We start from the raw sequence: 13340 nt of genomic DNA on the forward strand, positions 1-13340 counted from the left end.
ATTAGATAAACAGTCGGCCTAAAGCCGTGTACGTACATTTTTAGACGGCAAACGACACAAACTAAAAGCCCCTACCGTTAACAAACGACAAGGGCGAGGTTCCGGATTGCGACACTTTAACGCATCTACGCTGTTACGTTCACAATATCACAGACTGTTTTCAGTATCTTGACATTATCGGGCAACTGCAGCAACTCATGCTGCAGTTGGTAACCATAAGCACAAATGGTGCTGTCAGGAAACCTTCTGGACAGCTTGTTCAGGTACACTAGCAATTGGCTGCGCTCCGGCACCGAGGTGAGCACCGTGCAGATATACTCCGCGTTAAAGTGTTTATGGGTAAGTTCCAGGTCAGGAAAAGGGAGGTTCTGGCCCAGGTACAGCACATACCGGTTGTTAGCCCTTAAGATGTAGTTCATGTACAGCAGCGCCAGTTCATGCAGTTCGCCTTCCGGCAGGAACAAAAGGTAAGTGGGCGCGCCTTCCTGCCGCCGCACTACCTGCCCATCAATGGCCACCAGTAACTTTTGCCGGATCAGGTTGCTTACAAAATGTTCATGCGCCGGACTGATGTTGCCTGTCTGCCAGAGCACCCCGATCTTGTTTAGAAAAGGGTAAACTACGTTGTTCATAGTATCCTTAAACCCCATCTGCAGCGTTGCCGTTGACATAGCCTTATCAAACAAGCCCTCATCCATATCCACCATGGCCTGCACCAGCGTGTTGATGTGGTGCGAACCCTGACAAGGCTCCTCACACAGCTGTTGCACCTTTTGCAGGATCTGCTCAGGCGCCATCTGGGCGATTTTGGAGATTTTGTAGCCCCTTTCATTCAACAGTGAGATATTCAGGATAGATTTAAGGTCTGTCTCATCGTAGTAGCGAATATTGGTACAAGTACGTTTCGGGCTAAGTATGTTGTAGCGCTGCTCCCAGATGCGGATGGTGTGCGCCTTAATGCCAGACAGATGTTCAAGTTCCTTTATGGTGTACTGCGCCACGTTTTTCCTTTTTTTGTTTCGTTATCGTTTCATTTGCCACCTTAAAGTACTGCGGAGCCACCCAGAGCATCCCAAAAGACTCGGAGCCATACTTACCCTTTGTCTTGTGATGCACCTTATGCGCCATGTTTAAGGCTTTCAGGTAAACGTTAGACGTTTTTCTGAACAACTTGATACGCCGGTGAATAAACACGTCGTGGATGATAAAGTAAGCCACCCCATACAAGGTAATGCCCGCCCCTATCCAGAATCTGTAATCGATGGGGTCGCTGCCAAAAACGAAGAACAGCATCGCCAACGTGCCATAATAGGCAAAAAACAGGTCATTTAATTCAAAGGCATGCCGGTGGTGCGTGTGGTGCGACTTGTGCAGAAACCACAGGAACCCATGCAGCACATACTTGTGCATAACCCAGGCCATGGCCTCCATAGCGATAAAAGTCAGCACCAAGATTGCAATTCCCATCAGCATAACAAAGCAACAACAAGTTTAACAAATAGTTTAAAAAGATAAACAGAACTTTACCACTTGATTTTTTCTTTGTTCAGAAATGAGGCGATGCCGCGCTGGCAATCCTCGCTGCCACGCGCCACGGCATTCATTTCGGAAGCGTATTGCAGTCCCTCCTCCAGGTCCATTTCCTGCACCCGCGCGATCATTTCTTTGGTTACCTCCATGGATTGCCGCGAGTTTTCGGTGCAGAGCCTCTGGGCAAAGGCGAAAACATGCGCCTCCAGCTCAGCAGCTGGCACCACAAAATTCACCAGGTCATACTTCTCAGCGTCGTCCGCCGAGATCAGGTCACCGGTCAGCAGCAGTTGCTTGGCCCGCGACTCGCCGATCTTGCGCAAGAGGAAAACTTTCACAATGGCAGGGATGAAACCGATCTTCACCTCGGTATACCCGAATTTGGCTTCCGGCACGGTAAACCCGAAGTCGCAGATCGCCGCCAGGCCGCACCCGCCGGCAATGGCGTGTCCGTGCACCTGCGCTATCACCACTTTCTTCAAAGTATAGATTAACCGGAACAGCTCCATCAGGTGGGTCGAGTCGATCAGGTTCTCCTGGTAGTCATTCTCCTGCAAGCGCTGGATGTACTCCAGGTCCGCGCCGGCGCAAAACACTTTCCCCTCCGCCCTGAGTACGATCACCTTGCAGGCTTCATCCTCCTCGGCAAAGGCAAAGGCCCATTTCAGTTCCGACACGACATCAAAATTTAGCGCATTGCTTTTTTCAGCCCGTGCCAGCGTGATAAAGCCCACGCGTTCTTTTACCTCGTAATGCACAAACTCCATTGTTTTCTTCCCGGTAGTATCAGCTATCTCAGTCATGTTTTTTCAGTTAAACAGGATTACAGGTTGTTCGTTATTGAACCGGTCTTAATTTTGTTGCCGCAGGCGCCACAGGTCAAAGTAAACTACTTTGTTTGCAGCCCATTTTCCACATCATAGCCGCGCTTTGAGCAATGGCGGTGCCGCCCTTACACGTCTGGCACAGTGAAATCATCTCAGCCAATACACGTTGAAGCCAACAATTTCAGGAACCGTTTGCCGCTTAGCACATGCGCTTTAAACTGCCGCTTACTGATTCAAATATACGGAACTCTACAGGCATCGCCTGAAAAATATAGCAAAATGGCGCTATAGGGCTTCAAAACTACCTTATGCCTTTTGTAAGCGGCAGAAGAAACACAGCACAACCAACCAAAACAGGCTGCTTTCGTTTTAATAATTAATTTGCTAACGAACGTTAGGTTGCTTATCTTTGTTAACTAACTATGGGAGAAAGCTTGAGCAGGAAAGAACAAATCGAACACACGGCCACGGCCCTTTTCAGGAAGAAGGGTTTCTCGGCTACGTCGATGCGCGACCTGGCCAATGCCCTGGGCATTGAGGCCGCCAGTATTTACTCGCATATCAAATCGAAGGAGGAGATTCTGCAACGCGTTTGCTTCCGGATGGCGGACGAGTTTTTTGAGGCACAGGACGCCGCCATCAGGCCTGGGGCGCCGGCAACCGAGCAACTGCAGATGGCCATTGCCGCGCATGTGCAGGTACTCACCAACAATACCGCGGCCGCGGCCGTTTTCCTGCATGAGTGGCGCCATTTAAGCGAGCCCCACCTGCATGCCTTCCTGGCGTTACGCGATAAGTATGAGGCCCGTTTTCATGCCATTATCCGTGCCGGCATCGCACAGGGCGAGTTTGCCCTGCCCGATGAGAAATTCGCGGTGCTCACCATCCTTTCTGGCTTAAACTGGATTCATACCTGGTACAAGCCCGAGGGGAAGATGACTCCCGGCGAAATTGCGGACCACCTTTCGGCTATGCTGCTGAACGGCCTGACCAGCACACTGGAACTGACTATACCCAACACACCTTAAATACACCCTGACTAACCTGCCGGACCGGTAACGCGGTCCGGCACTTTTACTGAACCTTTAAACTATAGATAGTATGTACGGAGGAGGAAATGTTTTCGAAGCCACAAAGTATGACGACCTGCAAACCGAAGACCCGGCCAAGTTAGCCGAGTTTGAGGCCCGTATTGAGCGGGGCGAAAAGATTGAGCCCAGCGACTGGATGCCGGCGCTTTACCGCAAGCAGCTGATCCGGATGATAGAGCAGCACGCGCACTCTGAGATAATCGGCGCCCTGCCCGAGGGAACCTGGATCACCCGGGCCCCCGGTTTCCGGCGCAAGATGGCCCAGATGGCCAAAGTGCAGGACGAGGTGGGGCACGCACAGTTGCTCTACAGCGCTGCCGAAACCCTTGGCAAATCGCGGGAGGACATGCTCACAGACCTGATCAACGGCAACTCGAAATACTCGAACGTGTTTAACTACCCTGCTATAACCTGGGCAGACTCAAACATAATCTCTTGGTTGATCGACGCCGGGGCAATCGTGAACCAGATGGCGAACGCCAAAGGCAGTTACGGCCCCTATTCCCGTGCCCTGGAGCGTATCTGCGCCGAAGAGGCCTTCCACCTGAAGTATGGCCACGACGCAGTGGTGCACATGGCCACAGGCTCTCCCAAGCAGCGCGAGATGATACAAGCGGCCCTTAACCGCTGGTGGCCACCGATCATGACCTTTTTTGGGCCAGCCGATAAAATGAGCACGCACACCGAGACCCTGATGCGCTGGAAAGTGAAGATGGCCACCAACGATGAGTGTCGCCAGCAGTTTCTGGACATGTACGTGCCAAAAATATGGGAACTGGGCCTGACCCTGCCCGACGACAAATTGCAGAAAGACGCAGAAACCGGAGAGTGGACCTTTACGGAGCCTGATTGGGAGGAGTTTAAGCGCGTGATCAACGGCGATGGCCCTTGCAACGCCGAGCGCCTGGCTGTCCGGCGCACCGCAGAGGAGCGCGGGACCTGGGTGCGCCACGCCCTGCTCAACCCGAAAGCAAAATACGTTCGGCCCCTGGCCTAAGCAAAGGCAGCCTGGGGTAATAGGTGTGGCATAACACTTTCCCCCAGGCGCTACCCCCTAACCTAAAAAACACTATGTTAAAGTCTTTAGACCCCCGCGTTACCCGACTAAACCTGCCCGAGGGCGAGGTGCCCCCCATGGCGCCCAAGCAGGAGCTGGACCAGTTTGAAACCTACGAGGCCTTCCATCAGAAAAAGGAAAGCGCCAGCCACACTTATGTGGGCCCGGTGCATGCACCCAACGAGGATGTGGCCTTTCTGTTTGCCAAAGAGCAGTACAGCCGCCGCTTTGCCTGCGTGGGCCTTTGGGTGGTGCGCACCGAGCACATCCAGGTAACAGCTTATGGCAACGACGGCGAAAACATATACGACACCTTAGACCTTGCGGCCGCCTCCGAAAGCAGCGGGCAGCCGGAGCCTTATGAGATATTCCACCTGAAAAAGCGCGGAAAGGCGCACACCCATGCTGGCCGCGTAACAGCCGACTCCTACCTGGATGCACTCCGGCAGGCAAAGCAGGCTTTCGGCGAAAAAGGGCCTGTTGTAAATGTATGGGTGGCCCGGTCAAAAGATGTGCTCCAGTCTGCAGAAGAAGACAAGGACATGTGGACCACGGTACCGGAAAAAAAATACCGGGAAGCCATTGCCTACCGGGTGATGGACAAAATCACGAAGTTTAAAGAAGAGCGTAAAAACACCACTACCTGATGAACGAGCAAGCGATAAAAGACCTGTTATACAAACTGGCCGACGACCAACTGATACTGGGCCACCGCAATTCAGAATGGACCGGTTTCGGCCCTATCCTGGAGGAGGATATTGCCTTCTCGTCGATGGCGCAGGATAAGATTGGGCACAGCCTGGCTTTTTATACTTTGCTGCACGACCTGGGTGAATCAGACCCGGATACCGTTGCCTTTACACGCAATGCCAACCAGTTCCACAATAGCCAGTTTGTAGAACTGCTGAACGGCGAGTATGACTTCAGCCTGATTCGTCATTTCCTGTTCGACAATGCCGAGATCATCCGCTTTGAGATGCTGGCACAGTCAAGTTATGAGCCCATTGCAAAAGTAGCCACCAAACTGAAAGGGGAGGTAAAATACCACGTGCTGCATGCCAACACCTGGATCAAAAACCTGGGATCCTCTACCGAGGAGGCCATTCTTCGCTTACAGACGTCCTTGGAGGAGGCCTTGCCTTATGCACTGGGTATGTTCGAGCAATCGAAGTATGAGCAGGAACTGATCGAGGCCGGTGTTTACCCCGGCGAGGAGGCAGTGAAAGTGGAATGGCTGCAGCGCATTCAGGAAGTACTGAGCAAGAGTGATTTAAAACTCCCTGCTCTGGAAAATATACAACCTGTGTACGGAGGCCGCTACGGCGAGCATACGGCGCACCTGCAACCCCTGCTCGATGAAATGGCAGAGGTCTTTAAAATTGACCCGACGGCAGAGTGGTAGTTCATTCCTGACAAACGATTTTTGTGACAAAAGACTTTATACTTAGTTTATCTCTTTTGTCCTTTGTCACAAATTCTTTTGTCTAAAAACAATAACATGACCTTGACCAAAGAAAACATATTAACCCTGCTCGAAGCTGTGAAAGACCCCGAGATACCGGTGCTTTCGCTGGTGGATCTGGGTGTGATCACGGGCGTGGAGATAGGAGCCGATGAGCATGTGACCGTGAACATGACACCAACCTTTGCCGGGTGCCCTGCCATGGATTATATGAAGAAGGATGTGATCCGCACCCTGGAAGAGCACGGTATCAGCAGGCACACGGTAAACATGAGCTTTGACAAGCCCTGGAACAGCAACAAGCTATCAGAGAAAGGACGTCGGCACCTAAAGGAGTTCGGATTGGCCCCGCCACCCAAGTACGATGTCATCCTGGACCTGGACATTATAGAGTATGCCAACTGCCCGTACTGCGACAGCGATAACACTTCCATGCGCACACCTTTTGGCCCTACGCTCTGCCGATCAATGCACTACTGCAATAACTGCCGCCAGATGTTCGAACAGTTTAAGCCTTTGTAAACAAAATGTACCGGGCACTAACACAGAAGCGCCTGCTATACTATAGCAGGCGCTTCTGTGTTAGTGCAAACCAAGTAGGGGTTAAATGTTTTCCATCTCCCCTTTCACAAAATCCACCAGGGTCTTGATATAGGCCGTGCTGAAATCGAATTTGATGCCTGCAGCCTCGTATACTTCGCCGATCGATTTCGTATAGCCCAGGCTAAGGGCACGCTTGTAGGCGGCTAAACCTTCAGTGGGGTTTTCTTTATAGTTTTTCCAGACAGCGATGGCACCCAGCTGCGCCATGGCATACTCGATGTAATAGAAGGGCACTTCGTAAATGTGAAGCTGTTTCTGCCACATGTAAGGCTTGTATTTCTCAATGCCAGACCAGTTGACTAACTGATGGTTGAAGGTGTCGAATATCTTCAGCCATTCGGCATGGCGCTCTTCCGTGGTCTGGTCCGGATGTTCGTAGATCCAATGCTGAAACTTATCCACGGTGGCAACCCACGGGAAGGTTTCCAGCACGCTCTCCAGGTGCTTGCGCTTGGCCCGCTTCAGCTCCTCCTCATCCTCAAAGAACACGCCCCAGTTATCCATTGAGATCAGCTCCATTGACATGGAAGCCAGTTCCGCCACCTCGGATGGGGGGTGCTTGGCTGCGTTCAGGTAAAGGTCGCGCGTCAGGAAGGAGTGCACGGCATGCCCGCCCTCGTGCAGCATCGTGATCACATCGCGCAGGCTGGAGGTGGCGTTCATGAATATAAAAGGCACCCCGATCTCATCAAGCGGGTAGTTGTAGCCTCCGGGCGCCTTGCCCTTACGCGACTCCAGGTCCAGGTGCCCCATTACGCGCATGGTGGCCAGGCAGTCGCCCAGGTATGTATCCAGCTTATAGAACACCTGTATGGTTTTATCAAGCAACTCCTCCCCGGTCTGGAAAGGCTCCAGCGGTTTTTTGCCTGTGGGGTCCACTTCCAAGTCCCAGGGGCGCAGCAGTTCTACTCCCAGCTGCTGCTTCCGCTCCTTATCGAGCTGCGTGAGCAAAGGCACGATGCCCTGCTCGATGGAGGCATGAAAATCGAAGCAGTCCTGGGGGGTGTAGTCGAAGCGGCCCAGGGCGGCGAACATGTAATCCCGGAAATTCTCGAAGTCGGCGTTTTTGGCCACCCGGTGGCGCAGCTGCAGGAGCTCGCTGAACAGGCTGTCCAGTTTTTCCCTGTCCTCAAAGCGCCTTTCCTGTACCGTGCGCCAGGCCTCCTCCCGTTTGCTTCTTTCGGTTAGCTTTAAACGATCTGCGGCACGCTGCAGTGTCATCTCCTCTCCGTCCAGGGTTACCGTCATGGCGCCGGTGATGGCGGCGTATTGCTGTTGCTTGGTGCTAATCTCTGTATTAAGCGGAATGTTACTTTCTCTGAATATTTCTAATGCGCGCTCCACCCCTCTTAAATACACCCTGTATTTTTCGCGGTCCAGCGCCGGCTCATAAGGCGAGTGCATCAGTTTTAGGTTCAGCGCATGGTCGAGGGGGGCAATTTGCGGCTCAATTTCTGACACAAAGTATTGAAACGCTTGCGTAGACGCCTCATCCTGCGTGTTGCAGGTCATGCGGATGTAGCGCCAGCCCAGGTCTTCCGACAGGGTGCTCTCCAGCTCACTGCGGTCCTGCATCCATCTCTCCAGTTCCGTCACACTGTTTATCTCCCTGGATTTCAACTCATCGAAATATGGCTGCAGCGTTTCCCAGTTCTCAACTTTAAAATCTTCCGACAGATAGGTTCTGGGCTTGCGTTCAGGCACGATTAAGTTAGCAGTAGGCATGGTCATAATCACAATACATATTATAAAAGTGTAATATAGCTACTTCTTTTGAAAGTGCAAAAAAAGAGCAGCGCCACCTGTCAAAACAGACGTGCCGCTGCTTGTGTATACGGTACTAAAAACTTATCCGATCTCAATCACCACGTTACTGGTCAAGGGGTGGCCCACGCAGTTCAGCACATACCCTTCTTCCAGCTCTGCATCCGAGAGGCCCTCGCGTTCATCTAAGTGCACCTTGCCACTCAGGCACTTACCCCGGCAGGCGGTGCAAAGCCCTGCCTGGCAGGAATAAGGCAAATCCACATCCTGGTCAAGCGCGGCCTCCAAAATCGTTTGGTCCGGCTCTACCTCCACATGGTACTCGGCTCCTTCGTAAATGATGGTCACCGTTTGGGTCACAATCTCCCCGTCATCATCCGACGACATCACATCGCCGTGCAGGCTTTGTTGCTCCTGCTGTTGCTCCAGGAGTTTGTTGCTCACGAAGCTCTCCCTAAAAATACGGTCAGCGGGCACATGCAGCACATCCAGGGCGTGGCGCACCTCGTCCATCATCCCCTCCGGCCCACACATAAAATACACGGCATTCTCCACTTTGGCCAGCTGCTGCCGCTCCAGTATTTTAAGGATCAGGCTCTGGTTCAAGCGCCCCTTGTATTCGCAGGCCTGCTTCGGCTGGCTATAGATGTATCGGACCGTGAGCCGCTCCGGGTAACTGCCTTCCAGTTGCTTAAGCTGGTCTTTAAAAATTACCGAGTCTTCATCGCTATTTCCGTAGAGCAGCGTTACCTGGCTATTAGGCTCCTCTTTCAGAACCGACTTGAGGATAGACATGAGTGGGGTTATGCCGCTGCCGGCGCCAAACAACAGCACGTGCCGCTGGTTATCCGGGGCACAGGTCAGGCAAAAGTTGCCAATGGGCTGCATCACCTTAATCTCATCGCCTACTTTTATATGATCCAGCAGGTAATTTGACACTAATCCGCCGGAAACCCGTTTAACAGTTACCGCCAGCTGCGGGCTTTCGTGGGGGGTGCTGCTAAGCGAATACGAACGGCGCACTTCCTTGCCCTCAATAGTGAAGATCAAGGTTAAAAACTGGCCTGGCTTGTAGGTAATCGGCTCTTTATCCGGATGCTCAAAGTGCAGGGTAACAGCGTCTGGCGTTTCGTGGGTTATCCCGACAACTGTCAGGTTAAAATATGGACTACTCATGCTATAGAATGCGGGTTAAGCTAAAATATTTTGCTTTAAACATAGTTACGTTCTGAAAGTTACGATAATCTGCTTTGTTCTCAGAAAGTACCCTACAAAAATACTTTACAACTAAATTTTTTTAATATTTTATGTAATATTATATATATTATTTGTGTTTGATAATAAAAAAATATGCAACTTTGCATCGCACTGATCAGCAGTGCAACCCAGGCCTGACTGTATTTATGGCCAGACCTCCGTTCTTTGCAATAACAATTAGTGAAAACAACAATGCTCTACAAACTGACACTCAAAAACTGTGAAAAAACCGTAGTCGTAGACGATAAGACCTACGAGTACATCCAAAACAACGCGTACCTGCAACAGATAGAGTTCCTGAAGCACCTGCGCATCCACTCCAACGGCTATGCCTTCTTTCAGAAGAACTGGCCGCTCAAGAACGGCAAGTACCGCAACGAAACCATTTATCTGCATAAGATGATTGGCGAACAGCAGCTCGAAAAGCCCGAAAGCGCCATCAAGCTGTATGTCCATTTCATAAATGGCAACAAACTGGACTGTCGCCGCGAGAACCTGGAGTGGGCACCGCTCTGTAAAATTGTCCGGAACACGGCCAAGACAGAGAACAAGCTGGGGGTGCGCGGGGTACATAAAGAGGCACAGAAATACCGCGCTATCATACACCATAACAAGCAGCGTATTAACCTGGGCACATTTGCCACGCTGCAGGAGGCGGCACAGGCGTATAGCAGAAAATCCGAAGAACTTTTCGGAAAAACCAAGAGCCTGAAAACGCTTTCGAAATACGTGGAGGAAGAGGTAAGCGTACCTTTGTAATCTCGGTAGGCGTTTAGGGCGTCTTTTCTTACTTATGCATACAACACCAAACCTTCATGAAATACTGAGCAGGCACCGCCATGCCTTTGCCCGGGTTGTTCAAGCCGACCTAAACGCAGCCAGTGCCTGCGCCCTCGACTTTACGGTGGGCAACAAACTGCTGCTGGAAACAGACCTGCAGGACACCCCCGTTTTTGATGCCGCCGTGCAACTGATGCTGCACGAGAAAAAAGCCCGCATTGGCCTGGGCGGTTATCTGGAGGACCGCTTTATCTACCGCCGGAGTCAGCACTTTGATGTGCAGGCCGAAAGCCGCAACCTGCACCTGGGCGTGGACATCTGGGCCGATGCCGGCACTGCCGTGCACACGCCCCTCGAGGCCACCGTGCATAGCTTCCGCGACAATGATAACTTCGGGGATTACGGCCCGACTATTATCCTGAAACACGAACTGGAGGGCACTGCCTTTTATACTTTGTACGGCCACCTGCGTCGTGCCTCGTTGGAGAGTCTTCGGATTGGCCAGTGCTTTCAGAAAGGGGAAAAAGTGGCAGAGATCGGCCCCTATCCGGAAAACGGAAACTGGCCCCCGCACCTGCACTTCCAGGTAATGGCATCCATGGAGGGCAGGCAAGGCGATTTCCCGGGTGTGGCCACCAATTCGGAACGCGCCAAGTATGCGCAGCTTTGCCCCAACCCCAACCTTATTCTGCAGAGCCGGCACCTCTCCTGATTTTTGCAAAAACCCTATTTTTTGAGTAACATGCCATTTAGGGCGCTGCTGAGCAGGCAGTGCCCTTTGTTTTAGAAGCATTTTTATTTTTTGTAGTATGATTGATATTGAAAAGTACCGCGGCGTTGTATCAGATTTCCTGCTGCTCTATGGAATCAAGCTCCTGGTAGCGATTTTTATACTTGTTATTGGCATCTGGGTGATCAAACGCCTGAACAGACTGGTATCTAAACTGATGGTGAAGGAAGGGGTGGACGAGTCGCTGCGGCCCTTCCTGAGCAACATTATCAGCGTCACGTTCTGGGTGTTGCTGGTTGTGCTCGTGATTGCGCAGATCGGGGTGGAGATGACCTCCTTTATTGCCATACTGGGTTCGGCAGGCCTTGCCATTGGCCTTGCCTTGCAGGGCAGCCTTTCCAATTTCGCGGGGGGTGTGCTTATCCTCACCGTTAAACCCTTCAGGGTAGGCGACTATATTGAGGCGCAGGGCCAAGGCGGCACGGTGCACCTCATCAACATTTTTAACACGGTGCTGAAAACGCCCGACAATAAAACCATCTACCTGCCCAACGGCCCACTGGCCTCCACGGTAGTGGTAAACTACTCTGTTGAGAGCACCCGCCGCGTAGAGCTGCTTTTCACTGTGTCGGTGCACAACGACATCGGCAAGGTACGGCAGCTCATTCAGGAACTGGTAAGCCAGGATGAACGGGTATTACAGGACCCGGCGCCGGTTATCGTGGTCACTAACTTCGCCGAGCATGCCATCACCATCTCTACCCGCATCTGGTGCAACCGCCCCGATTACTGGGGCCTGTACTGGGATATGATGGAAAAAGCTAAAACAACCTTCGAGCTGCACCATATTGCCATGCCGGTTCCTAAGCGGGAGGTGTTCAGCTTTGTGGAGAATGGGAAACTTAACCCGGCAATTCAGAACTAAGCTCCATGCAGAAGGCCTTTGCTGAGCAAAGGCCTTCTGCATTTACAGCGTAAGTGCAGTTGAAAAAGGGGCAAGTGTTAATCGAACTTAATCGCCTTCACCGGCTTTATCCTGGTTACCATGGCAACCGGAATCAGGATGGCCAGCATCGTTAGAAACAAGGTAAGCAAGTTGAGGGCCAGTATAATTCCGAAGTTCCAGCTGATGGGCACCCGATCCATGTAGTAGCTTTCCGGATCGAGGGGTATCAACTCAAAGTAATACTGCGCGGCACAGAAGCCCAGGCCAATTACGTTCCCCCAGAATATACCTTTTAAAGTCAGGTTCAGGCCACGGAAATAAAACACCTTCCTGATCTGCCCATCGGTGGCACCAACGGCCTTTAAAACGCCGATCATGTTTATGCGCTCAATGATCATGATAAAAACAGTGGAGATCATGTTGAACGTGGCCACAAAAATGATGAGCACCAGAAAAATGATCACGTTCTTGCGCAGCAGTTTCAGCCAATCGAAAAGCTGGGCATGGCGGTCTGTGATTTTCTCCAGCTGCAGGTCGTAGTTCATCTGGTCGAACACCCTGGCTGCCACCTGGTCCAGCTGGTTAAAGTCTTTGAGCACGATCTCTATGCCACCCGACAGTGTATCCGGCCAGTTGTTCAGTTCCCTTATCAGCTTGATGTCGCCTATTACAAACACCTCGTCGAATTCCTCCAGGCCGGTTTTAAAAATGCCCGACACCTTTAGCTTGCGGGCGCGCGGCGGATTTTGAACAAAGTAAAAAATGGCCTCGTCGCCAACCTTCAGCTTTAGCTTATCGGCCACGGTCTGGCTCAGCAACACTTCTTTGGAGGAGGCCGTGTCGGAAAAACTGATCAGTTTGCCTGCTTCCAGGTTCTGCTTCATGGCGCTCAGGTCGTAATCCTGGCCTACGCCCTTCAGCACCACCCCCAGCACCTCGTCGGCTGTTTTGATAATGGCGGTTTTGCGGGCAAAGGGCTGCACCTTGGCCACTCCCGCTATGGAGTCTGTAATGCCGATGTTGCTGCTGATCGGGGCGCCCTCGTAGGAGTTGTTGGTATCGTACTTGGTTACCTGCAGGTGCGCACTGAAGCTGAAAATCTTTTCCCGGATCTCGTTCTGGAAGCCCTCCAGGATGGCAAAAGACACAATCATGATCGCAATGCCGGCAGCTATGCTGATTATTGCTATTTTTGTAACCGACGACGTAAACGTGCCGGATTGCACCACAGATATTTTATCAGCTATGTACTTGGAGATGTTCACTCGTCTGCATTTTAATCAGCCTTAAAGA

14 protein-coding genes are annotated in these 13340 nt (G+C 51.8%); 8 read left to right on the plus strand and 6 right to left on the minus strand.

All coding sequences use genetic code 11. From position 1 onward, the window contains the following. Positions 1 to 125: 125 nt before the first annotated feature. The 3 genes from AC4BAN_RS11585 to AC4BAN_RS11595 are packed head-to-tail and all read right to left on the minus strand — an operon-like array spanning position 126 to position 2297. Positions 126 to 1001 (minus strand): MerR family transcriptional regulator, encoded by an 876-nt coding sequence (locus AC4BAN_RS11585; RefSeq protein WP_490564564.1) that lies wholly within the window; start codon positions 999 to 1001, stop codon positions 126 to 128. After that, complete coding sequence (locus AC4BAN_RS11590; RefSeq protein ID WP_490564565.1) at positions 973 to 1467, minus strand: sterol desaturase family protein; 495 nt, start codon at positions 1465 to 1467, stop codon at positions 973 to 975. Before AC4BAN_RS11590 ends, AC4BAN_RS11585 begins: the two co-directional genes overlap by 29 nt. Before the next feature lie 56 nt (positions 1468 to 1523). Then, the gene (locus AC4BAN_RS11595) at positions 1524 to 2297 is read right to left on the minus strand and encodes an enoyl-CoA hydratase/isomerase family protein (RefSeq protein WP_490564620.1); all 774 of its coding nucleotides are present in this window, start codon (positions 2295 to 2297) and stop codon (positions 1524 to 1526) included. 482 nt (positions 2298 to 2779) lie between these two features. On the opposite strand from AC4BAN_RS11595, the gene AC4BAN_RS11600 reads away from it, so the two are divergent. The 5 genes from AC4BAN_RS11600 to paaD all read left to right on the plus strand — a co-directional run bounded on the left by AC4BAN_RS11600 (position 2780) and on the right by paaD (position 6489). After that, on the plus strand, positions 2780 to 3385 hold the full coding sequence (locus AC4BAN_RS11600) for a TetR/AcrR family transcriptional regulator (RefSeq protein ID WP_490564566.1): 606 nt from the start codon (positions 2780 to 2782) through the stop codon (positions 3383 to 3385). Positions 3386 to 3458: 73 nt separating this feature from the next. Further along, positions 3459 to 4445: a 1,2-phenylacetyl-CoA epoxidase subunit PaaA gene (gene paaA / locus AC4BAN_RS11605; protein ID WP_490564567.1), complete on the plus strand. Its 987-nt coding sequence runs from the start codon at positions 3459 to 3461 to the stop codon at positions 4443 to 4445. A 74-nt stretch (positions 4446 to 4519) separates the two neighbouring features. After that, positions 4520 to 5152 (plus strand): phenylacetic acid degradation b, encoded by a 633-nt coding sequence (locus AC4BAN_RS11610; protein ID WP_490564568.1) that lies wholly within the window; start codon positions 4520 to 4522, stop codon positions 5150 to 5152. Next, a complete protein-coding gene (gene paaC / locus AC4BAN_RS11615; protein ID WP_490564569.1) occupies positions 5152 to 5907 on the plus strand; it encodes a 1,2-phenylacetyl-CoA epoxidase subunit PaaC in 756 nt (251 codons plus the stop codon). Before AC4BAN_RS11610 ends, paaC begins: the two co-directional genes overlap by 1 nt. 96 nt (positions 5908 to 6003) lie before the next feature. Beyond that, entirely contained in the window at positions 6004 to 6489 is a 486-nt protein-coding gene (gene paaD, locus AC4BAN_RS11620; RefSeq protein WP_490564570.1) for a 1,2-phenylacetyl-CoA epoxidase subunit PaaD, read from the plus strand. A gap of 81 nt (positions 6490 to 6570) precedes the next feature. On the opposite strand, the gene AC4BAN_RS11625 is transcribed toward paaD, so the two are convergent. Continuing rightward, positions 6571 to 8295 carry a M3 family oligoendopeptidase gene (locus AC4BAN_RS11625; RefSeq protein ID WP_490564571.1) on the minus strand — a complete coding sequence of 575 codons (1725 nt, stop codon included), beginning with the start codon at positions 8293 to 8295 and terminating at the stop codon, positions 6571 to 6573. 123 nt (positions 8296 to 8418) lie between these two features. Then, positions 8419 to 9510, minus strand: coding sequence for a 2Fe-2S iron-sulfur cluster-binding protein (locus AC4BAN_RS11630; RefSeq protein WP_490564572.1), 1092 nt, complete (start codon positions 9508 to 9510; stop codon positions 8419 to 8421). A gap of 273 nt (positions 9511 to 9783) precedes the next feature. Between AC4BAN_RS11630 and AC4BAN_RS11635 the strand changes: the two genes are divergently transcribed. The 3 genes from AC4BAN_RS11635 to AC4BAN_RS11645 all read left to right on the plus strand — a co-directional run bounded on the left by AC4BAN_RS11635 (position 9784) and on the right by AC4BAN_RS11645 (position 12026). Further along, positions 9784 to 10350 (plus strand): HNH endonuclease, encoded by a 567-nt coding sequence (locus tag AC4BAN_RS11635; RefSeq protein ID WP_490564573.1) that lies wholly within the window; start codon positions 9784 to 9786, stop codon positions 10348 to 10350. A 34-nt stretch (positions 10351 to 10384) separates the two neighbouring features. Further along, the gene (locus tag AC4BAN_RS11640) at positions 10385 to 11083 is read left to right on the plus strand and encodes a peptidoglycan DD-metalloendopeptidase family protein (RefSeq protein WP_490564574.1); all 699 of its coding nucleotides are present in this window, start codon (positions 10385 to 10387) and stop codon (positions 11081 to 11083) included. Between the two features lie 97 nt (positions 11084 to 11180). Continuing rightward, complete coding sequence (locus AC4BAN_RS11645) at positions 11181 to 12026, plus strand: mechanosensitive ion channel family protein (RefSeq protein WP_490564575.1); 846 nt, start codon at positions 11181 to 11183, stop codon at positions 12024 to 12026. Between the two features lie 77 nt (positions 12027 to 12103). Here the strand turns inward: AC4BAN_RS11645 and AC4BAN_RS11650 are convergent, their stop codons facing one another. Then, positions 12104 to 13312, minus strand: a complete 1209-nt coding sequence (locus AC4BAN_RS11650) for an ABC transporter permease (protein WP_490564576.1) — start codon at positions 13310 to 13312, stop codon at positions 12104 to 12106. Between the last annotated feature and the right edge of the window lie 28 nt (positions 13313 to 13340).

The sequence above is a fragment of the Pontibacter sp. GD13 genome (assembly GCF_058216355.1).